20 protein-coding genes and 1 pseudogene are annotated in these 20,945 nt (G+C 53.6%); 17 read left to right on the top strand and 4 right to left on the bottom strand.

Annotation, left to right across the window (positions count from 1 at the left end; all coding sequences use genetic code 11):
- Positions 1 to 28 precede the first annotated feature (28 nt).
- Entirely contained in the window at positions 29 to 805 is a 777-nt protein-coding gene (locus DQX05_RS19705) for an SDR family NAD(P)-dependent oxidoreductase (RefSeq protein ID WP_119795190.1), read from the top strand.
- A gap of 126 nt (positions 806 to 931) precedes the next feature.
- Here the strand turns inward: DQX05_RS19705 and DQX05_RS19700 are convergent, their stop codons facing one another.
- A complete protein-coding gene (locus DQX05_RS19700) occupies positions 932 to 1,186 on the bottom strand; it encodes a DUF2573 family protein (protein WP_119795188.1) in 255 nt (84 codons plus the stop codon).
- A gap of 345 nt (positions 1,187 to 1,531) precedes the next feature.
- Here DQX05_RS19700 and DQX05_RS19695 point away from each other — a divergent pair, with 345 nt between their 5' ends.
- The 12 genes from DQX05_RS19695 (at position 1,532) to DQX05_RS19650 (ending at position 14,355) form a co-directional block, all read left to right on the top strand.
- A complete protein-coding gene (locus tag DQX05_RS19695) occupies positions 1,532 to 2,815 on the top strand; it encodes a DEAD/DEAH box helicase (RefSeq protein ID WP_119795186.1) in 1,284 nt (427 codons plus the stop codon).
- Between the two features lie 185 nt (positions 2,816 to 3,000).
- A complete protein-coding gene (locus DQX05_RS19690; RefSeq protein ID WP_119795184.1) occupies positions 3,001 to 4,488 on the top strand; it encodes an ABC transporter substrate-binding protein in 1,488 nt (495 codons plus the stop codon).
- 82 nt (positions 4,489 to 4,570) lie between these two features.
- Positions 4,571 to 6,061 carry an extracellular solute-binding protein gene (locus DQX05_RS19685; protein ID WP_119795183.1) on the top strand — a complete coding sequence of 497 codons (1,491 nt, stop codon included), beginning with the start codon at positions 4,571 to 4,573 and terminating at the stop codon, positions 6,059 to 6,061.
- A gap of 82 nt (positions 6,062 to 6,143) precedes the next feature.
- Positions 6,144 to 7,565, top strand: coding sequence for an ABC transporter substrate-binding protein (locus DQX05_RS19680; protein WP_119795182.1), 1,422 nt, complete (start codon positions 6,144 to 6,146; stop codon positions 7,563 to 7,565).
- Positions 7,566 to 7,949: 384 nt separating this feature from the next.
- The gene (locus tag DQX05_RS19675; RefSeq protein WP_119795180.1) at positions 7,950 to 8,216 is read left to right on the top strand and encodes a hypothetical protein; all 267 of its coding nucleotides are present in this window, start codon (positions 7,950 to 7,952) and stop codon (positions 8,214 to 8,216) included.
- 322 nt (positions 8,217 to 8,538) lie between these two features.
- Entirely contained in the window at positions 8,539 to 8,745 is a 207-nt protein-coding gene (locus tag DQX05_RS32375) for a hypothetical protein (RefSeq protein ID WP_259392127.1), read from the top strand.
- The gene (locus DQX05_RS32370) at positions 8,742 to 9,356 is read left to right on the top strand and encodes an ABC transporter substrate-binding protein (RefSeq protein ID WP_259392126.1); all 615 of its coding nucleotides are present in this window, start codon (positions 8,742 to 8,744) and stop codon (positions 9,354 to 9,356) included. Before DQX05_RS32375 ends, DQX05_RS32370 begins: the two co-directional genes overlap by 4 nt.
- Positions 9,295 to 9,987, top strand: a complete 693-nt coding sequence (locus tag DQX05_RS32365) for an extracellular solute-binding protein (RefSeq protein ID WP_259392125.1) — start codon at positions 9,295 to 9,297, stop codon at positions 9,985 to 9,987. The genes DQX05_RS32370 and DQX05_RS32365 overlap by 62 nt, the downstream gene beginning before the upstream one ends.
- A 367-nt stretch (positions 9,988 to 10,354) precedes the next feature.
- Positions 10,355 to 10,492: a hypothetical protein gene (locus DQX05_RS32360; protein ID WP_259392124.1), complete on the top strand. Its 138-nt coding sequence runs from the start codon at positions 10,355 to 10,357 to the stop codon at positions 10,490 to 10,492.
- A 149-nt stretch (positions 10,493 to 10,641) separates the two neighbouring features.
- On the top strand, positions 10,642 to 12,108 hold the full coding sequence (locus DQX05_RS19660) for an ABC transporter substrate-binding protein (protein ID WP_119795179.1): 1,467 nt from the start codon (positions 10,642 to 10,644) through the stop codon (positions 12,106 to 12,108).
- Positions 12,109 to 12,334: 226 nt separating this feature from the next.
- A complete protein-coding gene (locus tag DQX05_RS19655) occupies positions 12,335 to 13,117 on the top strand; it encodes an ABC transporter ATP-binding protein (protein ID WP_119795177.1) in 783 nt (260 codons plus the stop codon).
- Complete coding sequence (locus tag DQX05_RS19650; RefSeq protein ID WP_119795176.1) at positions 13,105 to 14,355, top strand: ABC transporter permease; 1,251 nt, start codon at positions 13,105 to 13,107, stop codon at positions 14,353 to 14,355. Before DQX05_RS19655 ends, DQX05_RS19650 begins: the two co-directional genes overlap by 13 nt.
- Before the next feature lie 84 nt (positions 14,356 to 14,439).
- Here DQX05_RS19650 and glpX read toward each other — a convergent pair whose 3' ends face one another.
- Positions 14,440 to 15,459 carry a class II fructose-bisphosphatase gene (gene glpX / locus DQX05_RS19645; protein ID WP_119795174.1) on the bottom strand — a complete coding sequence of 340 codons (1,020 nt, stop codon included), beginning with the start codon at positions 15,457 to 15,459 and terminating at the stop codon, positions 14,440 to 14,442.
- A gap of 255 nt (positions 15,460 to 15,714) precedes the next feature.
- Between glpX and DQX05_RS19640 the strand changes: the two genes are divergently transcribed.
- Genes DQX05_RS19640 through DQX05_RS19625 form a run of 4 tightly spaced genes read left to right on the top strand, consistent with a single transcriptional unit; the run spans position 15,715 to position 18,391 of the window.
- A complete protein-coding gene (locus DQX05_RS19640) occupies positions 15,715 to 15,888 on the top strand; it encodes a GapA-binding peptide SR1P (RefSeq protein WP_087440908.1) in 174 nt (57 codons plus the stop codon).
- Positions 15,878 to 16,774: a phosphoenolpyruvate protein kinase gene (locus DQX05_RS19635; RefSeq protein WP_119795173.1), complete on the top strand. Its 897-nt coding sequence runs from the start codon at positions 15,878 to 15,880 to the stop codon at positions 16,772 to 16,774. Before DQX05_RS19640 ends, DQX05_RS19635 begins: the two co-directional genes overlap by 11 nt.
- Positions 16,775 to 16,831: 57 nt before the next feature.
- Entirely contained in the window at positions 16,832 to 17,545 is a 714-nt protein-coding gene (locus DQX05_RS19630; protein WP_119795272.1) for a helix-turn-helix transcriptional regulator, read from the top strand.
- Positions 17,546 to 17,569: 24 nt separating this feature from the next.
- The gene (locus DQX05_RS19625; RefSeq protein ID WP_119795172.1) at positions 17,570 to 18,391 is read left to right on the top strand and encodes a pyruvate, water dikinase regulatory protein; all 822 of its coding nucleotides are present in this window, start codon (positions 17,570 to 17,572) and stop codon (positions 18,389 to 18,391) included.
- Positions 18,392 to 18,405: 14 nt separating this feature from the next.
- On the opposite strand, the pseudogene DQX05_RS33455 reads toward DQX05_RS19625, so the two are convergent.
- Positions 18,406 to 18,483, bottom strand: a pseudogene (locus DQX05_RS33455) (transposase); the annotation flags it as partial.
- A 95-nt stretch (positions 18,484 to 18,578) separates the two neighbouring features.
- Positions 18,579 to 20,627, bottom strand: a complete 2,049-nt coding sequence (locus DQX05_RS19615; RefSeq protein ID WP_119795171.1) for a methyl-accepting chemotaxis protein — start codon at positions 20,625 to 20,627, stop codon at positions 18,579 to 18,581.
- Positions 20,628 to 20,945 lie beyond the last annotated feature (318 nt).

The following is a 20,945-nucleotide window of genomic DNA, read 5'->3' as shown; positions in this document are numbered from 1 at the left end:
CGAGGCAGCGCCAAAGGAGCAGCAGGAAATGGATTGGACAGGGAAAATTGTGCTCATCACTGGAGCGTCGAGCGGCATTGGGGCTCTGACCGCCCAAGCCGTCGCGGCCAAAGGAGCCGTTCCGGTGTTGACGGGACGTTCGCGGAACAAGCTAGAGGCTGCCGTTCTGGGCATAACAGCGGAGCATGCCGTCTATACGATGGACGTGACGAGCGACGATGACGTGGAACGTGTCGTAGCCGATGTCCTGGAGCGGTTCGGACGTATCGACATCCTGCTCAACAATGCGGGATACGGGGAATTCGAGCGCGTTACGGACATGAGCGTGACCCGATTCGTCGGCATGATGGACGTTAATTATATGGGGGTTGTGCGCTGCACGAAGGCGGTGCTCCCGCATATGCTGGCACGCCGCGACGGTCATATCGTGAATATGGCCTCTATGGCAGGCAAGATCGGCTCTCCCAAGTCTGCCGGCTACAGCGCGACGAAGCATGCCGTGCTCGGGTTCACGAATGCGCTGCGGATGGAGCTGGCGGGAACTGGCGTGGCCATATCGGCCGTCAATCCGGGACCTGTCGATACGCCCTTCTTCGAACTGGCCGATCCTTCCGGTCAGTATGTGAATAATGTCCGCTGGTTCATGATGCCGCCGGAGAAGGTGGTGCGCCACCTGCTTCGCATCATGGAGACGCGCAGACAGGAAGTCGACCTGCCGTGGCTGGGAGCCTTGGGAATGCGCCTCTATTCTTTCTTTCCCCGCATATCCAATCGAATCGCAGCCAGATTGCTGAACAAAAAATAAGCGCCGCTATGGGCGCTGAACGAATGTTATCGGCTCGGGAAGGAGTACAGCCGGTCCGCTCATACTATGCCGCAACGGAATGCGGTATCGCGGGAGCGGACTTGTCGCAGCAGCCGGCACAGAGCGTCAGGAACTGGAGCCGCCCTGCCGATGCGCCTCGTTCATTAGCTTAATCTCCTCGAACAGCGCCCGTATTTCCGCCTTTCCTTCCGGATGGGCATCGTTCCAATGCCGAGTCAGGTTCGGCATCGTCTTATGCATTTGATTATACAGAGCCCACCGCTTCACCTTGTCGACGGTGGCCGGATCGGAATGCCCCGTCAGCAGCTCGGCATATTTTTCAACTAACCGTTCGAATGCGGATTGCGCAGCTTCACTCATATTAGGTCCTCCTTTTTCCTGTTACGATCAGGATTAATGCCTCACGATTACGTTCCGCGATTTGCGGTCCCTTCGATTGTTTCAATACTTCATTTTATATTCCAGCATGTCACGAAATAGAGACGATGATGCATCACGATGGCTCGGGCCGGCTTCAGGATCCGCCCTATTTATTGCGCATAATCTGCATATATGGTTAATTGTACCACATTTCGCCGTCAAGACGGGCCGGTCAAGGACGAAAAGTTTGGTGGCGGCGCTTCTTTTCGCTATAATAGAGCCATGGATACCGCAGTTGAGTTAGATATACATACATGAACGGATGTCATGTCATAGAGAGGAACGATGCAGTTGAGCACCACGTTTGCTTCCTTGTTGATTACCGAGGAATTGTTAGCCAAGCTTCAAGCGAAAGACATTACCGCTCCGTCTCCCGTACAGGCGGAAGCGATTCCGGCAGGGCTGGAGGGCCGTGATATCCTGGCCCAGTCGCAGACCGGAACAGGCAAGACCCTGGCTTACCTCTTGCCGGTATTGATGAAAATAGACGCCTCCCATCGAGGTACGCAGGCGGTTGTCATTGCCCCGACGCAGGAGCTGGCGATGCAGATCGTGCGCGAGGCGGAGTACTACAGCGAGGGAAGCGGCATTCAAGTCGCCGCGCTCATTGGCGGAGCCGCGCTGAACCGCCAGGTGGAGCGGCTGCGAGACAAGCCGCAGCTTGTCGTCGGCACGCCCGGCCGAATCCGGGAACTGATTGAAATGCGCAAGCTGAAGATGCATGAGGTCCGCATGATCGTCGTGGATGAGGTCGACCATTTGCTGCAGAAGGGCGGAGCCCGCGATACGGACATGGCGATACGCAGCGCGCTGCGCGATCGGCAGCTTCTCTTCTTCTCGGCGACTCTCCCTCAGGAGGTTCGGGAACTGGCCGCTCGCTTCATGCAGGCGCCGGCGGAGATTGGAATCGAGCCGGACAAGCGGATGGCGGACACGATTCAGCATCTGTATGTGGCCGTTGAACGGGACAAGATCGATATGCTCCGCCGTCTTATCCGGCTGTGGAACCCGAAGCGGGCGATCGCGTTCGTGAATGACACGAACCGCATCGGAGAATGGGAGGCGAAGCTGGCCTATGTCGGCCTGTCGGTTGCTTCCCTGTACGGGGATGCGCCGAAGCAGGAGCGGGCAGCCGTGCTGCGGCGCTTCCGCGATGGCCAGGTCCAGGTGCTCCTGGCGACCGATGTCGCGGCCAGAGGATTGGATATCCCGGATCTGCCGCTCGTCATCAGCATTGAGCCGGCGCTGGATGCGGAGCACTATATTCACCGCGCCGGCCGTACCGGCCGGATGGGCCGCCAAGGCACCTCCGTCAATCTGATTACACCGCAAGAGCGGTTCATTATGCGCAAGTTCGAACGCGAGCTTGGAATTACGATCGCCGAGCGCGTCTTCTACGAAGGGCGCCTGCACGACCCGAACGCGAACCGGGGCGGCAAGCCGAACCGCAAGCCGCGGGGCGCGCGCGATGCCGCCGGAGCTGCAAGGAAGGCGCAGACCAAGTCGGAGCGTCACCGGGATCAGAAGGACAAGGGCGCACCGAAATGGCTCAAGGATAAACGCACGTAACGATGAGGAAAAGGTCAAGCACCGCTGAATGGGCATCATTCGGTGGTGCTTTTTTCATTTGTAAAGGAATTGGCATCGAGTCTAGCAAAAACATAACAAAAACATAAAGTTTCCTGTATATGGTTGAACCGGGCTATGTCAACCGATATACTGAATTTGGAATGGGAAAAGGAGGAGAACGGACTGTGGTAAGGAAATGGAAGATTGCTCTGCTTCTGACCCTCGTCGTTGCGATGCTCGGCGGCTGCTTCGGCGAGAAGCCGGTGCTAGAGGAGCTGGGGAAGGACGGCAAGGGGAAAATTAAAGTTGTCTATTATAGCGAAGAAGACTTTTACTCCGATTATGGCAATAGTTTTAATGTGAAATATCCGGATATTGAATTTGAAGTGATCGATCAGCAAGAAATGTACCGGGAATTGCAGGATAAAGAAGATGCCGATTATCGGGAAGAAATGCGGAAGTTCCTGGACAAGCATAAGCCGGACGTATTGATGGTTGATTTGTCCACGATAGAGAAGATGGCCCAGGAAGGCAAGCTCTATAATCTGGATGCTGTTATTGCTCAGGAGCAATTCGATCTTGACGGATTTATGCCTGGCCTCATTGATATGATTCGAGCAAAGGGAGGCGGTTCGCTCTACGGATTGGCCCCTAATTTCTATACGGATGTGATCTACTATAATGCCGGGCTGTTCCGGGAGCATAATATCGAACCGCCGCGCAATAAAATGACCTGGCAGGAGCTGATCGATCTGTCGAGCCGCTTCTCGGGCATCGGATCAGGTGAGGATCAAATCTATGGCTACTACGAACGATACGGTTCTGTAGACCAACTGCTGAATAAAATGGCACAAGGCTCCTCGCTGCGCTTGTTCGACGCCAAAGGGGAAAAGATCGTCTTCGATACGGATGGCTGGAAGCAGACTCTAAAGATGGCTACAGACGCGATCCGGAACAAGTCAATCTATACCCGAATGGATGACAGCAATGAATCTGCATTTATGGGAGACGACGATCTCTTTTTCAAAGGCAAGGCCGCGATGATTCTCGATGGAACTTGGATGGTATCCCAATTCAAGAACCGCATGATGTGGGATAAAGAAGCAAAGGAAATCGACTGGGGCATGGTGACTGCGCCTGTCGATCCGGCGAATCCGGATGAATCATCGTACGCGACCCTGCACGAGGTATTCGCTATCGCGGCGGATTCCCCGAACAAGCGGGCGGCGTGGGAGTTCGTCAAATTCGTGAACGGGCCGGAAATGGCCAAGGCGGCCTCCCGATCTTCGCGGGGAAGTCTGCCGACACGGAACCAGTTCATGAAGGAAATTGAGGGCAAAAGCACGGAGCCGTTCTATCTGCTGCGGCCGAAGGCGGAATACGAATCGATGTGGGGCGGAGAGAATGTAAAATTGCCGATGGAATTCTACCAGGACTTCTCTAAGATTATGGCGAAGGAAATGCAAGCCGTGGTTGACAACAAGAAGACGGTGGAGGAAGCCGCCGCCGCCATCCAGGCGGAAGGCGAGGCAGCGCTGCAAAAGGGCAGAGAAGCGGAGAAAGCGCGCAAAGCGACCCAAAAAAGTGCAGAAGGCGACAGCGGCAAAGCCGCAGAGGATAACAAAACTGAGGATTCAGGCAGTGCGGAGGCAACTACATCCGAAGGGAATTGACTAGCATAGAGTGCAAGACATGACTTATGGCCGCTGACACAAGTTGGCGGCCTTTTCATTTCGTAAAGGAGGAGAATCTATTTTGCTTAAAAAATGGAAGATTGCTCTGCTGTTGGCTCTGGTCGTTGCGATGCTCAGCGGCTGCTTCGGCGAGAAACCAGTGATTGACGAGTTGGGTAAGGACGGCAAGGGGAAAATTAAAGTTGTCTATTATGATGAAGATAGCTTTTATCGTGAATACGGCAATTACTTTAACGTTAAATACCCGGATATTGAATTTGAAGTCGTGAACATGAATGAAATGTATAAGGACTTGGAAGGGAAGGAAAATGTCGATTACGAGGCGGAACAGCTAAAGTTCATGGAGAAGCATAAGCCCGATGTAATGATGGTCAATCTCGAGAATATGGAGAAGCTGGTCCAGGAAGGCAAGCTGTATAATCTGGATGCCGTTATCGCCCAGGAAAAATTCGATCTGGAAGGGTATATGCCAGGCCTGATTGACATGATCCGGGAAAGAGGAGGCGGTTCGCTGTATGGACTGAGTCCGAATTTCTATACTCGTGTCATTTATTATAATGCCGAGCTGTTCCGGGAGCATAATATCGAACTGCCGCGCAACAAGATGACCTGGCAGGAGATATTCGACCTGTCGAGCCGCTTCGCCGGCATTGGCTCAGGCGAGGATCAAATCTATGGTTACTATGAGCGTTACGGTTCGCTAGAGAATCTGTTCTATAATATGGCACAAGCTTCCTCGCTCCGTCTGTTCGACCCAAAGGGGGAGAAGCTCGTATTCAACACGGACGGGTGGAAGCAGTTGATGAAGCAGGAGACCGAATCGATCCGGAACAAGGCGGTATATACGATGCCGCCGAGCAATAATGAAGATCGGGTATTTTGGGGAGACGACGATCTCTTTTTCAAAGGCAAGGCGGCAATGATTCTCGAAAACTCCTGGTTCTTATCCCAAATTAAGGATCGCCATTTGTGGGATAAAGAGTCGAAGAAAATCGATTGGGGCATGGTAACCGCGCCTGTCGATCCGGCCTCTCCCGATGAAACGGCATATGCAGGTCTGAGCGACATCTATGTCATCGCGGCGGATTCCCCGAATAAGCGGGCGGCGTGGGAGTTCGTGAAGTTCGTCAACGGGCCGGAAATGGCCAAAGCGGCCTCCCGTTCAATGAGAGGCGATCTGCCGACACGGACGCAGTTCATGAAGGAAGTAGACGGCAAAAGCACGGAGGCGTTCTATATGCTCCGGCCGAAGGCGGAATCCGGCTCGATGTGGGGCGGGCCGAACGTCACAATCCCTTCTGAATTCTATTCGAGCTTCGGTTCCATCCTGTCGAAGGAATTGCAGGCCGTCATCGACAACAAGAAGACGGTGGATGAAGCGGCGGCCGCTGTTCAGGCAGAAGGCGAGGTAGAGCTGCACAAGACCAGAGAAGCGGAGAAAGCACGCAAAGAGGCTGAACAGAAAGCAAAAGGCGAAAGCAGCAAAGCGACAGAGGATAATAAAACAGAAGGCTCTGGCAGCGCGGAGGCTGGAACAGCAGAAGGAGATTGACCAGCATAGAATGCAAGACATGACTTATGGCCGCTGACACAAGTTGGCGGTCTTTTCATTTCGTAAAGGAGGAGAATCTATTTTGCTTAAAAAATGGAAGATTGCTCTGCTGTTGGCTCTGGTCGTTGCGATGCTCAGCGGCTGCTTCGGCGAGAAACAAGTACTTGAGGAGTTGGGGAAGGACGGCAAGGGGAAAATCAAAGTTGTCTATTATGATGAAGATAGCTTTTATCGGCAATACGGCAATTATTTCAATGTGAAATATCCGGATATTGAATTTGAAATCGTGAATCAGCAAGAAATGTACCGGGACATGCAGGACAAAGAAGATGTTGATTATGAAGCAGAGCGAATGAAGTTTCTGGAGAAGCACAAGCCGGATGTGTTGATGATCGATTTGGAAATGATGGAGAAGCTGGCCCAAGAAGGCAAGCTGTATAATCTGGATTCCGTCATCGCCCAGGAAAAATTCGATTTAGAAGGGTATATGCCGGGCCTTGTCGACATGATTCGGGAACATGGCGGCGGTTCCTTGTACGGACTGGCTCCGTATTTCTATTCTAATGTCATTTATTATAATGCCGAGCTGTTCCGGGAGCATAACATCGAACCGCCGCGCAACAAAATGACCTGGCAGGAGGTGCTCGACCTGTCGAGCCGCTTCGCCGGCGTCGGCTCAGGCGAAAATCAAGTCTATGGCTACTATCAGCGCTATGGAGGAGACCCTCAAGAACTGCTGTTGGATGTGGCGAACGTTTCCTCGCTGCGGTTTTTTGACGCCAGAGGGGAGAAGCTCGTCTTCAATACGGACGGGTGGAAACAGTTGGTGAAGGTGACAACGGACGCGATCCGGAACAAGGGAGTATACACCCAACCGAGGGATGAGGGGAATGCTCGAACATTTTCGTCAGATGATGATCTCTTTTTCAAAGGCAGGGCCGCGATGATTATGGAGGGCCCATGGTTCATATCCCAAATCAAGAACCGTGCCATGTGGGATAAAGATTCCAAGAACATCGACTGGGGTATGGTATCCGCGCCTGTCGATCCGGCGTCTCCTGACGAGTCTTCGTACGCGAGTCTGAACGAAGTCTATGCCATCGCGGCGGATTCGCCGAACAAGCGGGCGGCGTGGGAGTTCGTCAAATTCGTGAACGGGCCGGAAATGGCCAAGGCAGCCTCCCGTTCGATGGACGGCAACCTTCCGACAAGGAACCAATTCATGAAGGAAATCGACGGTAAAAGCACGGAGGCCTTCTATGCACTGCGTCCGAAGGTGAAGTACGAATCGATGTGGGGCGGACCGAATACGGATATCCCATCAACGTTCCACATGGATTTCAGAATGATCCTGAGTAAGGAACTGAATGCCGTAATAGACAACAAGAAGACGGTGGATGAAGCCGCCGCCGCCATCCAGGCAGAAGGGGAAGCCGCGCTCCAGAAGGGCCGGGAAGCGGACAAAGCGGCCCAGGAGGCTGAAAAGAAACAGCAGGGAAAATAGCAACCCGAACGAACGGAGCCGATATTCAGGGGGCCCAAAAAAGTAGTATTTCACTACAGTGAGACAGTCCCCCTTGATTCTCTAAGCTCGACTCGCCGAAAACTGTAAAAATGCACTTTTTCTTTATGACATGTACCCCGTTACAGGTAATCCTGCAAAATGGCATCAATTTCTGACCATCCAATCGATAAAAACACAAAAATCGATAAAGATAATGTACTTTTGCAGGAATTTCATCAAATAGCGGCTTAAAGAGCAGAAATTGCTGCATCCACGCAGCATTTCACTGCTTTATATGGATGGGCACCTGAATTCAGCACGAGCGCCAGCTATTACAACGCCGCTCTGTTCCGGCAGTATCATATCGATCCGCCGCGCCACCAGATGAGCTGGGAAGAGCTGCTGGAGTTGTCAAGCCACTTCAAAGGCGTCAATTTGGGCGAGAACAAGGTTGCGGGCTTCTATGAACGACACGGGGAGCCGGACCAGCCGCTGCTGAAGATCGTGAACGGGCTGGACATGGCCAAGGCCAACTCCCGGAAGACGATGGAAACTCTGCCGACCAGGATCCATCTTGTCGAGGAGATCGACGGCAAAAGCATGGAAGCTTTCTATTTGCTGCGGCTGCGGGAGATCCTTGATCAGCAATAAGAAAACAGTGGATGAAGCCGCCGCTGCGGTGTAGACGGAAAGTGGCGAAGCCGTTCTTCGGAAGGTCAGGGAAGAGAAGAAAGCGCGCCGCCTTACGAAAGAGGACATCAGCCAATAGGGTAGAACATTCGAACGGCCGCCGGGCAGAACCGGCGGTCTTTTTTCGGAAGGCAAGGACAGTCCAACAGGACACAGGAACGAATGGAGATTCTTAAGATTCTTAACATTCACTGATCGATTCGCTTAACTTTTCCTTTATCTGGTTGAAGAGTCTGGGGACGGCCGCTATACTTTGGGCTGGAATGAAAGGGAGGAGTACGGATTGAAACAGAAATGGAAGACGGCCATTTTGCTGCTTGCGGTGATTTCTATGCTTGGGGGCTGCTTCGCCGAAAAGCCGGTGCTCGAAGAGCTGGGTCCGGTGGGCAAGGGAAAAATCAAAGTTCTCTATTATGACGAGGACAGTTTCTTTAAGGAATTTGGCAACCCATTTAATTTGAGCTACCCAATATTGAGCTGGAGGTGGTGAGTACCGCTCCAATCAGCCGGGAAATGCAGGCCAACGGCACGACCTATGAGGAAGAATATATCAAGCATATCGAGAAGAACAAGCCGGATGTTCTGATTGTGAGCAGACGCGACCTGTTCGATAATCTGGCGGAGGAAGGCAAGCTATACAATTTGGTGGCGATTATCGAACAGGAGAAGTTCGATCTTGACGGCTATTTGCCTAGGTTCGTCGATTTGCTGCGGGAACGCGGGGGCGGCTCGCTATACGGCCTGGCGCCGTACTTTTCGACCTCGGTCATTTTCTATAATGCTGATCTGTTCCGAGAGCATCACATTGAACTGCCGCGCAATAGGATGAGCTGGAAGGAGCTTATCGAACTGGCGAGCCGGTTTGCGGAATACGGTTCCGAAGACGATCCGATCTACGAGTTGGTTAATCAGTACGGACGAGTCGACAGCATTTTTTTTGATGTGGCCGAGAGCTTGTCGTTGCGGCTGTTCGATGCGAAAGGGGAAAAAATCACGTTCAGTACGGACGGTTGGAAGGAAGTGATGGAGCTGACAGCCAATGCAATACGCGGCAATGCGGTTTTTTACTACGCTGTTGGAACCGCGCTTTCGCTATGGTGAGATTGAAGCTGCACATACCCAGAATTTCTTCAAAGGTAAGGTCGCGATGGTGCTCGGAACGCCCTGGTTTATGCACGAGCTTAGGGAGTATCCGAATTATGATAAAGAAGCAAGCTCAATCGATTGGGGCATCGTGACCGCCCCTGTCGATCCGGGGAATCCGGATCAATCACAGTATGTGTCTCTTCACGACGAATTCGCTATCCTGGCCGATTCTCCGAACAAGCGGGCGGCCTGGGAATTCGTGAAGTATGTGAACGGTCCAGAGAGGGCGAAGGCCGCTTCCCGTTCCTTGCGGGACTTGCGGGACGAGCTGCCGACAAGAGGGGAGCACATGAAAGAAGTGGACGGCAAGAGTCTGGAGCCTTTCTTTATGCTGAGACCGAGGGCAACGAGCGGAACGATATGGGGCGGACCGAACGTAAAGATCCCGCTGGGCTTCTACTGGAACTTCACGAACCTGATTAAGCAGGAACTGAGAGACATGATCGAGAACAATAAACCGGCCGAAGCCGCCGTTGCCGAGATCGACGAAGAAGGCAACGCTATCCTCAAGCAAGAGCGGGAGAGAGAGAAGGCGGAGGCAGAGAAGGCGCGGGAGAAAGCGCAGGAGAACGTCGCGAAGAAGTAAAGATAGTGAAGGCTGGATCCGAGGCCGCTGACCTAAATCGGCGGTCTTTTTTTTCGGCAGACAGGAATGCTTCAAGAGAGAGCGGGAACGAGTGGAGATTCATTAATATTCTTAACATTCACTTATCGATTCGCTTAAGATTTCCTTTTTCTGGTTGATTCGAATGGGAGCGGCCGATATACTTGCTCTGGAATGAAAGGGAGGAGAAGGAATTGAGACAGAAATGGAAGGCAGCCATTCTGCTGCTGATTGCGATTGCTTTGCTCGGGGGCTGCTTTGCCGAGAAGCCCGCGCTTGAAGAACTGGGGGCCCAATCCAAAAGTATATGAAAGAAAACGGAACGACCTATGAGGAAGAGTATCTCAAATTGGTGGAGAAACATAAGCCGGATGTCATTATGGTCGGTTCAGACAGCTTCGAGAAGCTGGCGCGGGAGGGCAACGCTCTCCTCGAGCAAGCGCGGGAAGCGAGTAAGGCGGAGACGGCGAATGCCGGAATGAAGTAGACCCGATCAAGGCCGGAGCGGAACGATTGCAGATTCCTTAATAGTTCTTAACATCTCCTATCGATTTGATTAAGATTTCCTTTATTTGGTTGAATGATGCGGAAAGCACCGATATACTTGCTTCTTGTAACGAAAAGGAGGAGAACGGATTGAGAAAGAAATGGAAGGTTGTCATACTGCTGCTTGCTGTGATTTCTTTGCTGGGGGGGTGCTTCGGCGGGGAGCCCGCGCTTGAAGAGCTGGATTCCGAGGGCAAGGGGAAACTTAAAGTACTCTATTATGACGAGGGCAGCTTTTATAGCGATTACGGGAACAACTTCAATGTGAAGTATCCCAATATTGAATTCGAGGTCATCAACACGGGCACAATCTATCAGGATATGCAGGAAAACGGGACGAGCTATGAGGAGGAATATCTCAAGTTTATCGAGAAACACAAGCCGGATGTCATTATGACGGGTTCGGACAGCTTCGAGAAGCTTGCGCAGGAAGGGAAGCTGTACAATCTGGACACGGTGATCGAGCAGGAGAAAGTCAATCTTGACGGATATATGCCCGGGCTCGTCGATATGCTTCGGGAACGCGGCGGCGGCTCGTTATACGGCTTGGCTCCATACTTTAATGCCTCGGTCGTCTACTATAACGCCGATCTGTTCAGAGAACATCAGATTGACCCGCCGCGCAATAAGATGAGCTGGAAAGAACTGCTCGAATTGTCGAGCCGCTTCGCGGGCATCGGTTCCGGGGACGATCAGATTTATGGTTTGTCCGATGAATTTGGTCAAGTCGAAGGGATGCTTTTTAATGTGGCAAACAGCTCGTCGCTCCGGGTGTTCGACGCGAAGGGGGAGAAGATCACCTTCAATACGGACGGCTGGAAGGAAGCGATGGAGGTGACAGCCAAGGCGATTCGCGGCAAAGCGCTCTATACGGCTTCTCTGGAGCCGGAAAAAGAAAATACGATGTATTTTTTGCAGACCGAGCAGTTCTTCAAGGGCAAAGTCGCGATGATGTTCGGATCGAGCTGGCTCATGAGCGATCTTCGGAACCGGCCGAAGTATGACAGCGGCATCGAAGAAATCAATTGGGACTTCGTTACGGCGCCCGTCGATCCGGCTGCGCCGGAGGAATCTGCCTTTACGGTGTTGGACTCTATCTATGCGATCGCGGCCGATTCCCCGAACAAGCGGGCGGCTTGGGAGTTCGTGAAGTTCGTGAACGGCCCGGAGATGGCGAAGGCCGCTTCCCGTTCCTTCCGGGGCCAACTGCCGACAAGGGTGGACGCGATGAAAGAAGTGGACGGCAAAAGCACGGAAGCCTTCTATATGCTGCGTCCAAAAGCTTCGGGCGGGTCCGTATGGGGGGGCTCGAACGTGAATCTCCCGGACGGTTTCCGCATGGCCTTTTCGAATCTAATCATTAAGGAATTGAAGGCGATGGTCGAGAACGGAAAGTCTGCGGAGGAAGCCGTGGCTGTCATCGAGACCGAAGGCAATGCGGCCCTCCAGCAGGCGCGGGAGGCGGCGGAGATGAAGCGGGAGGCCGCGAAGCATAGCGGGAAAGACGCAGGCTCGGCGGCGCAAGAGGACAAGGAAGGAACGGCCGAAAGCGAGTAAGGAGCCGGGCAGCGGGATACTGCCGTGGTCCCCGCGCTTAAGATCGTGTCTCAAGCGTGTCCAGCGCATATCCCACGCGTACCCCGATCGTGCCCCGAGCTTACCCGGAGCGTGTCCCGAGCCGAAGCCGAAGCTGCAGACAAAGCTTCCGTCAGCGCCCGCATGATACCGTGGGGTTCGCATCCCCTCTCCGTGTCCGGTATAATAGGCTGTGAGGTGACGATATATGGAATCTTTATTACATATTGAGCGGTTGACCGGCGGCTATAGTGTCGGCCGACCGGTTCTCCACGATATTAACTTCACGGTCGAAGCCGGCCAGATGATCGGGTTGATCGGGCTGAACGGCGCCGGCAAGAGCACGACGATGAAGCATATTCTTGGGCTGCTTGAGCCGCAGTCCGGCAAGGTGACGCTGCAGGGCCGCACGCTCGCTGAAGCGCCGGAGCAGTACCGGGCGGCATTGGCGTATGTTCCCGAGTCGCCGCTGCTGTATGACGCCTTAACCGTACGCGAGCATCTGGTCTGGACGGCGACCGCTTACGGGGTGGACAAGGCCCGCTTCGAGCAGCGGGTGGCCGAGCTTGCGCAGTTGTTCCAGATGGAGCCTCATCTGGATAAGGCGGCTCAGCATCTATCCAAGGGCATGAAGCAGAAGACGATGCTGATGTGCGCATTTGCGGTTCGCCCTCCGCTCTATATCATTGACGAGCCGTTCCTTGGCCTTGATCCGCTCGGCATCCGTTCGCTGCTTCAATATATGAAGAGCGTCAAGGAAGAAGGGGCGGCGCTGCTCGTCAGCTCGCATATTTTGTCCACGATCGAGCATTATTGCGACGCCTTCGTCCTGCTGCACCAAGGAAGAGTGCTGGGCGCGGGCAGTCGGGAGGAGCTGCGGAAGCAGTGGAGCGGCCAATCCGGACGGCCTGCAGAAGAACGGCTGGAGGATCTCTTCTATACGTGGGTGACCGGTGTGCAGGAGGGCGGTGATCGTCCATGGAACGGATAACCCGGGAAGCGGACGGAGCCGCGATGTTCGAGGCCGCCCGGTTATGGCAGGAGCGACGGCAGCGGTTTTGGAGGCAAGTGATTCCCTATTTAGGGTATGTCGCGCAGAGCGGACTGGCCATAGTTCTTGTATTGGGATTTATCACCGGGACGGCTTTTTACGCCAACTATTTGGATCATATTCCGTCTGGCTTTCCGGTTCGCGAGCTGGTGCTGCTTCTGGTCGCGCCGGCGACGGCTTACATGACCTACCGTACGTTCCTGGAGCCGCCGGATCTGGTCTTCCTGCTCCGGGTGGAAGGACGGATGGCCGATTACATGAAGCGAAGCATCCGTTACAGTCTTATCCCGAGAATGCTGCTGCCGCTGGCGGTATGGACCGTGCTGTGGCCGTTGTACCATCGGGCGGATGCGCAGCCGAAGCATTTTGCGCTGATGCTAGCGGTGATTATATTGTTGAAGTCTGTCGTTGCCGCCGGCAGCTGGGCCGAACGGCAGATGAGCGATCCGTCTCTCCGCAGAGCGGGCCAATGGCTTCGCTATGCTTGGGTCTGGGGATCCCTGGCGAGCTGGCTGTGGCTGAACGTTCCGGCTGCAGCGCTGGTTACGGGAGCGGCGGGACTAGGCTATATCGGCTGGGCGCTTTCCCGGAGCAGGCTCCGTTTTCCATGGGAGCGCCACATCGAGACGGAGCGGGTTCATACGAGCCGGGTCTTTCTGTTCCTTTCGAACTTCGTCGACATTGCCGTCACGGAAGAGCGCCGGTATATGCGGCCTTGGCTGAAGCGGTTCGGCGATCGCCATGCCTACCGGCCTCATGCCGCTTACCGGTATTTGCTGGCGAAGACATTCGCCCACAGCGAGCTGCTGGGCATTCTGATGCGCCTCACCGTCATCGGCCTGCTCGCCTTATTTTGGGTGCGGGACTCCGTCTGGAGCGCAGCGGCCTACGGGCTGCTCCTGCTCATTATCGGAGCCCAGCTTCATACCTTGTTCACGTATCACCGGCATGATGTCATGCGAAGCATTTATCCCCTGCCGCCTAACGCCCGGCATGAGGCGGCGCTGCGCATGAGCACAGCCATCCATCTAAGCTGCGCCATCGTCCTGCTGATCCCGCTCTGGCTGGGCGCGACGGCTTGGAGCTTCAAGGGAGCCGCCGCGGCGGGCGGGTTTGCGCTTGTGCTCTTGTTCCGTCTCAAGCGCGCCAAGCGGCGGGCGGATGATGATGAAGCCTAGAGACAGCAAGAAGGGTATTCGGCGCTTAAGGGCGCAGGGATACCCTTCTTCGTGATTCGAAGGCGTGATGAGGAGCGCCGCCATCTATATCACATCGGAGCGTCTGTCTGCCGAGGCCGACGCGACCTCCGGGATAACGGCATCCGGCTGCAGGGAGCAGGGATCCATCGCGTGCAGCGTTCGGACGAAGCGCAGCGTTCCGGTCTTCGAGCGCAGCACGAGCGAATGCGTCTCCGCGTAATTGCCCGATGTGTTCCGCACTCCTTGCAGCACATCTCCCGGCGTGATCCCGGTCGCCGCGAAGATGACATCGCCGCGCCCGCACAGATCCTCCGTATGCAGCAGCCGATCGGGAGGGTGAACTCCCATCGCCAGGCACCGGTTCCATTCGTCTTCGCCAGCCGGCATAAGACGAGCCTGCATTTCTCCGCCCATGCAGCGCAGAGCGGCTGCGGCCAAGACGCCTTCCGGGGCGCCGCCCGAGCCGACATACAGATCGACGCCGGACTCCGAGAAGGCCGTGGCCAGCGCGCCTGCCACATCGCCGGCCTCGAGCAGCTTCAGCCGGACGCCGGCGCGCCGCAGGGCGGCGATCTCGGTGGCATGGCGTTCCCGATCGAGAATGGACACCGTCAACTCCGATATCTCGCGCCCCAAGACGGTGGCCGCCTTCCGGACCGTCCATTCAAGCGGATCATCCAGATGAAGATGACCTCTTAGCCGCGGTCCGCAGGCCAGCTTGCGCATATACATATCGGGTGCATGAAGGAGCTGTCCCCGGTCAGCAATAGCGATGACGGATAATGCTCCGTTCAATCCTTTGGCGACCAATTCCGTGCCTTCGACGGGGTCTACCGCGACATCCGCCTCCGAGCCTTCGCCGGATCCGACCGATTCTCCGATGGCGAGCATCGGGGCCTCGTCCATTTCGCCCTCCCCGATAACGACCATACCTTGAATCGGAACCGAAGCGAACATGCTGCGCATCATGCGGGTCGCCGCGTCATCCGCCTCATCGGAACGCCCCCTGCCAACCCATTGCGCCGATGCCAATGCCGCCGCTTCGGTCACGCGAACACATTCCAAACTTAATTGACGATCCATACTTCTTCACCACTCCTGAATATGACGTATTAAATAATTAAATATTGTGTGTTATTAAATAATATGATATATAATATGGAAAAGCAATCCGTTATTTTGTCCAGTCAAACGAATTGTTGCAAGAATATGATGGTTTATGCCGTCATATTTATAGGGTATCAGCCAGAGGCTTCCGCGATCACCGTCATTAATGACACCATAATGCATCGCGTTAGGATACCCGTCACGATGACTAAGGAGAGGTGGATGAGTGTGATGGAACAAACCCAATGCAAGCCGCTATTGGGCGTCATTCTATGCAAACAATGCAACCGGTTTATCGCAGAACAAGATACGGAACGGGTAACGGTCTATTACATGGACTGCAAATCACATGGCTGTCACGAGGATGCGGCATCGGAAAGAGAGGTACAGTACCTTGAAGTCTAGTGCGCAGCCGGCATGGCATCAGGAAGCGGAATGGAGCGAGGGCGGACAGGCAGCGTATTTTCGCCTCATTCGCCGCACCGGTTCCGCATGGGGACACATATGGGATGAAGACAGTTCAGGGCAGAGAGCAGCGTTCAGCCGCACGGTCATGCGCTGCTGGAAGCGTTCAGACATTCATGTAGCGCTCAGCCAGGAAGCCGCTCACATTTTGCTCACCTCGGGTTCGGAGCCGCTCTTGACGCCGGAGCGAATCCGGCTGGTGAGGGAGATGCTGCAGGCGGCCAATGCGTCTGAGCGAAGCGCCGCTCTTGACAAGCTGGTTCCGTTCATGACGTCAGAATATGAGTCCTCCATCAAGGCGGCCTCATCATCACGCCCCGTGCATCTATATATCATACTGGCGGATGCCCGCTTGAAGGAAGCGCTCCCGAGCCTGACGGATATCGAGCAGCGGATGGAAGTGCTGCAGCGCCTGGCTGCGGAATCAGAAGGACGCAGCCTTGAGAAGGTGAACCAGCAGTGGTTCGTGCTGCGCCGCTGGAAGGAATGGTTACTTGCCGATGAGGACCGGAAGCCGGCCTTCATCTCGGACGTCGTGCCGGATTGGATAGACATGCAGGCGGAAGCGCTGTTCCGGGCCGTCGATCGTTGTTACCGGAACGGCAGCAAAGCTCATGTCACCGTGATGCTCCCCTATCAATCGGAGGCATGGGAGAAGCATGTCCATATGGCCCGCTCTGCCGCCGAGCAGATTATGGGCGAGACGGCCAAGCGAAGCGGCCCGTTAGTCGGTCTTTGGATTACGGGCGATGAAGCGGGGGTAGATGAAGATGAGCGGATTACGGATGCGGATATCGTATGGAGATGCTCATTCTCCCCTTATTAAGCCATGGAGACGATCTTCCTGCCTGGCGGTGAAGATCGTCTCTTCTGTCGGGCATTGATGGAAGATGTCGAATTGCAGTACAATGTAGGGAATGAAGATGCGCATGAACATGAATTTTGTCGAAGGAAAAAGGGGGGATGCGCCATTCAACTTACGCCGCGCCAATCAGAAATCGTCCAGCTCGTGCAACGGTCCGCGCCGATTACCGGCGAGCAGATCGCAGAGCAGCTCGGGATCAGCCGGCCGACGATTCGTTCTGATCTTTCCGTGCTTGTTATGCTGGGATATTTGGATGCCAAGCCGAAGGTCGGTTATTTCCCGGGAAACATTACGGCAGGCGCTCCAAGCGAGCCATTGAACATTCGAGTACAGGACGTCCAGAGCATGCCCATCATCGTCCGGGACACTTCCACTGTTCATGATGCCGTAGTCAATTTATTTTTGGAGAATGTAGGAAGTTTGATTGTAGCTGATGACGAGGGGATGCTGCTTGGCGTCGTCTCAAGAAAAGATCTGTTGAAGGTAACGCTCGGCAATGCGGTGGCGGGGACGATGCCCGTCAGCTTCGTGATGACGCGCACGCCGCTGATTACCGTGCAGCCGGAGGATTCGATTATCGAGGCCGCCAAAAAGCTGGACGAGCATGATATCGATACGCTGCCTGTCGTTGTACAGGGTGGAGATGCGTCCAACGACAAATGGGAGGTCGTTGGACGGATATCCAAGACGACGATTCTGAAAGTATTTCTTCGCCAGGCGAAGGGCAGGTAAAGGAAGGGAAGGGGAAGCGCAAGCATGGGAGAATCGAGCCAACAATCTCCATACATTGTGACGGTATGCTCCGATTCGTTGGGAGATACCGCTGAATCCGTCGTACGGGCGGCAGCACGACAATTCCATGGACAGGAAATTATTATTCAACGGAAGAGCCATGTGAAGCAAGAGGATGAAATTAGAGCGTTGATGGAGCAGGTGAGTCGCGAAGGCGGCTTCGTCGCCTATACGCTGGTGCAGCCCGAGCTTCGGGAAATGATGAAGGAAGAAGCGATTCGGCTCGGCGTGCGCGCGGTCGATATTATGGGACCGATGATGCAAGCATTCATCGATACGTTCAACGACTCTCCGAAGCGTCAGCCCGGATTGCTTCATACGATGGATGACGATTATTTTCGCCGCATGGAGGCCATTGAATTCACGGTCAAATGTGATGACGGAAAGGATACGACGGCGATTGCCGAAGCGGATATCGTGCTGATTGGCCCTTCCCGCACCTCGAAGACGCCGCTGAGCGTCTTTTTGAGCCACAAGGGCTACAAAGTCGCTAATATTCCGTTGTCGCCGGAAGTGAAGCCGCCGCAGGAAATCTACCGGATGCCGGGCGAGCGCATCTTCATGCTGACGATGCCAGCCGAGCGTCTGCTGCGCATCCGGGAAGAGAGGCTGAAGAATCTGGGCCTGCCGCATAGCTCCATGTATTGCTCTGCCGAGCGGATACAGGAGGAGCTGGATTATGCGGCCATGCTGGCCGACAAATGGAATTGCCATGTATTCGATGTAGCCGACAAAGCGATTGAAGAGACGGCGAACGCCATTATCCGGCTGCTTCCGTCTTTATAAGAGAAGGGGATTGCGGCGAGGGAAAGCCACCCGACCTCAAGGCTTATTTTCGACAGCCCTCGAAGCAGGAAGCGTCTAAATCCACTCCCATTTTACTAAAGAACGGTTTCTTTTTTGTTTTAATTTTTGAAAAAGGGGCGTCCCTAGTCATTTCAAATGACTTTTGGGACAGCCCCATTTTTGCATTCTATTCGGTTTTGAATTTCGAGGAAGCCTCTCTTAGCTGCTTGGTCAATGCGTCGATCTCTTCAATCATGGAGGCCAACTGTTGAACCATAGCCGATTGTACTTGAATCGTAGAGGTTACCTGCTCAACCGAAGCGGACACTTCTTCGCCAGAGGCAGACAAGTTCTGAGCTAGCTCCATAACATCTTCTTTGCCCCGCTTCATGTTGTCCATTTCGTAGGCCATGCCCTTAATTTGCTCTGTAATGTCAACAACGTTGTTCAAAATGGCTTCAAACGCCAGCTTCGTATTGTCAACATATTGATTTTGCTTGGCAGATACATCTTGAAGGCTTCTTACTGATCCATTTGCCTCCTGCGCCAAGCTAAGGTTGTCTGTTATGATTTCCTCGATCTCGCTTGACTGCTTTGCACATAGCTCAGCCAATTGTCTTACTTCGGAAGCGACAACGGCGAATCCTTTGCCATGCTCCCCAGCTCGCGCGGCTTCTATCGAGGCGTTAAGGGCGAGCAAATTCGTTTGCTTTGCAATCTTGCCAATGGTTTCCGTAATGGAGGCAATACGTAAGGAGCTTTCCTCCAGCTTGGCCGTGATGGCTGCGATTGAAGCAACTTCCTGTTCACTGTCACCATGGGTATGGATCAACTGATTCACGACTTCATTTCCACTATGGAAGACTTCAATAATGGAATCCGTCCGATCCTTCACAGCGGATGACAATTGATTGACAACTGCAATTTTATCCCCGAGATCACCGAACTTATTTACGATTTGCTCGGTATCCAGCGCTTGGGACTCTATAGCTTTGGCGATTTCCATGGTCGTAATCGATGTTTCCTGAATGGATATCGTCGTTTGCTTGGAGGCGGTATCCAATTCATTTGTGCTTGTGTTCAAGTGCTCGATTGAGTGATTCATTTGGGAAATCAGGCTCTTATTTTGTTCGACCATGACGGTGAAGCTGTCCGCCAACTCTTTAAATTCGCTCTTGTAGTTGCCCGTTGCGGCAACGGTAAGATCGCCGGACGCCAATGTCTTGAATAAGTCGGTTAGTCTTGCGATTGGCCGCGTAATCGTACGCGAGATGATGATACCCACCGCCAAGGATATCAATAGGGCAACAAGCGTAATGATCGATATTTTGGCGAAAAGATCATCAAGAGGTTTATTAATGTTCTTATAGCTGTCTTGTACCACAATTGTCCAATCTGCTTTCGGAATTTTTGAATAACGGATAAAGTATTCCGGATCCTCAATACCTCCTCGGGATAATTGCCCCTTAACCGGAGTCTGAACGACTGTAGTAAACTTGTCGGATTCTACCATCTGCCCGATTGCAGAGTCATTGTCTGAGTGGAAGATGGTTCGGCCTTCGCGATCCAAGACCAAGGTGCTTCCTTGCTCATTGCTGTCCACATGCTTCAGTTGGTCTACAAAAAACGAGGTGTCTACGGTCATAATAAACACACCTTCAACATTCGCGCCGTCCCCCAGGATAGGTTGTGCGAACACAACCACCTGACTGCCGGTACTTTTGGATACAATCGACTCGCTGATGAACGATTGTCCTTTCATTGCCTCTTGGAAATAGGCTCGATCCGTGCGGCTGCTTCCAATGTTGTCTCGGTTCGAACTCGCAATGATGATGCCGTTCTTATCGATGAGACTGCCCGTGCTCATTTTGAGACTATCAGCCATCAGCTTATTCGCCTTCGTGAAAAGCGGATTGCGTTCAGAGAAAAAATCGGCATCCATTAATGAATGCTCTGCCCGAAGCTGCAGCAAGGAGAGGTATGTCTGATTAATAGACGCCAGATAAACGGACTGCTCCTCCAGTTGCACGGACGACCATAAACCTTCACCGATGCGGTTGGCATTCAAAATCATGTTGTTCTTGCTTTCCTTCAAAAGCATGTCGGACCCGTACCAGTACAGTATGGAACTTGTTCCGATCAACATGCATACCGCCAAGGTGCTGATTAATAACGGAAGCTTTACTTGCAGTGACATATTCGCGATGCGAATGCCCCACTTCTTAAGTGTTACCATCCTCGTCTCACCCCTGATGTACAAGATATGTTCCTATGACTCCTATGTAAATCCGATTTTCCATCTATATATATGCCTCCTTCCCAACTATTTGGAAATATATGATTAGAAGTCTACAAATCTATTCAACGGAAATATTTAAGTGTTTTTAAATAGGTAAATTACGGTAAATGGGCGTGGCGAACATTCGAATCATGAAGAAATAAAGAAAGGGGCTGTCTCATAAGTCGTTTTTAACTACCATGAGACAGCCCCTTTCTGCATTTCAGCGTGCCCAGCGAAGCACGCATCATCTAGCCGGTGAGAGTCCGGTCGCGG

Origin of the sequence: Paenibacillus thiaminolyticus, from assembly GCF_003591545.1 — a bacterium.
Lineage (GTDB): Bacteria > Bacillota > Bacilli > Paenibacillales > Paenibacillaceae > Paenibacillus_B > Paenibacillus_B thiaminolyticus_A.
Note: the sequence above shows the minus strand (reverse complement) of the source record. Positions and strands in the feature narration are given on the sequence as shown.

Coding starts and splice junctions, on each gene's coding strand:
- DQX05_RS19650 (WP_119795176.1), top strand. CDS start 13,105: ATGGAACGGATAACCCGGGAAGCGGACGGAGCCGCGATGTTCGAGGCC.
- glpX (WP_119795174.1), bottom strand. CDS start 15,459: ATGGATCGTCAATTAAGTTTGGAATGTGTTCGCGTGACCGAAGCGGCG.
- DQX05_RS19700 (WP_119795188.1), bottom strand. CDS start 1,186: ATGAGTGAAGCTGCGCAATCCGCATTCGAACGGTTAGTTGAAAAATAT.
- DQX05_RS19640 (WP_087440908.1), top strand. CDS start 15,715: ATGGAACAAACCCAATGCAAGCCGCTATTGGGCGTCATTCTATGCAAA.
- DQX05_RS19675 (WP_119795180.1), top strand. CDS start 7,950: ATGAGCTGGGAAGAGCTGCTGGAGTTGTCAAGCCACTTCAAAGGCGTC.
- DQX05_RS19655 (WP_119795177.1), top strand. CDS start 12,335: ATGGAATCTTTATTACATATTGAGCGGTTGACCGGCGGCTATAGTGTC.
- DQX05_RS19705 (WP_119795190.1), top strand. CDS start 29: ATGGATTGGACAGGGAAAATTGTGCTCATCACTGGAGCGTCGAGCGGC.
- DQX05_RS19625 (WP_119795172.1), top strand. CDS start 17,570: ATGGGAGAATCGAGCCAACAATCTCCATACATTGTGACGGTATGCTCC.
- DQX05_RS32365 (WP_259392125.1), top strand. CDS start 9,295: ATGCAATACGCGGCAATGCGGTTTTTTACTACGCTGTTGGAACCGCGC.
- DQX05_RS19695 (WP_119795186.1), top strand. CDS start 1,532: ATGCAGTTGAGCACCACGTTTGCTTCCTTGTTGATTACCGAGGAATTG.
- DQX05_RS19615 (WP_119795171.1), bottom strand. CDS start 20,627: ATGGTAACACTTAAGAAGTGGGGCATTCGCATCGCGAATATGTCACTG.
- DQX05_RS19630 (WP_119795272.1), top strand. CDS start 16,832: ATGGAAGATGTCGAATTGCAGTACAATGTAGGGAATGAAGATGCGCAT.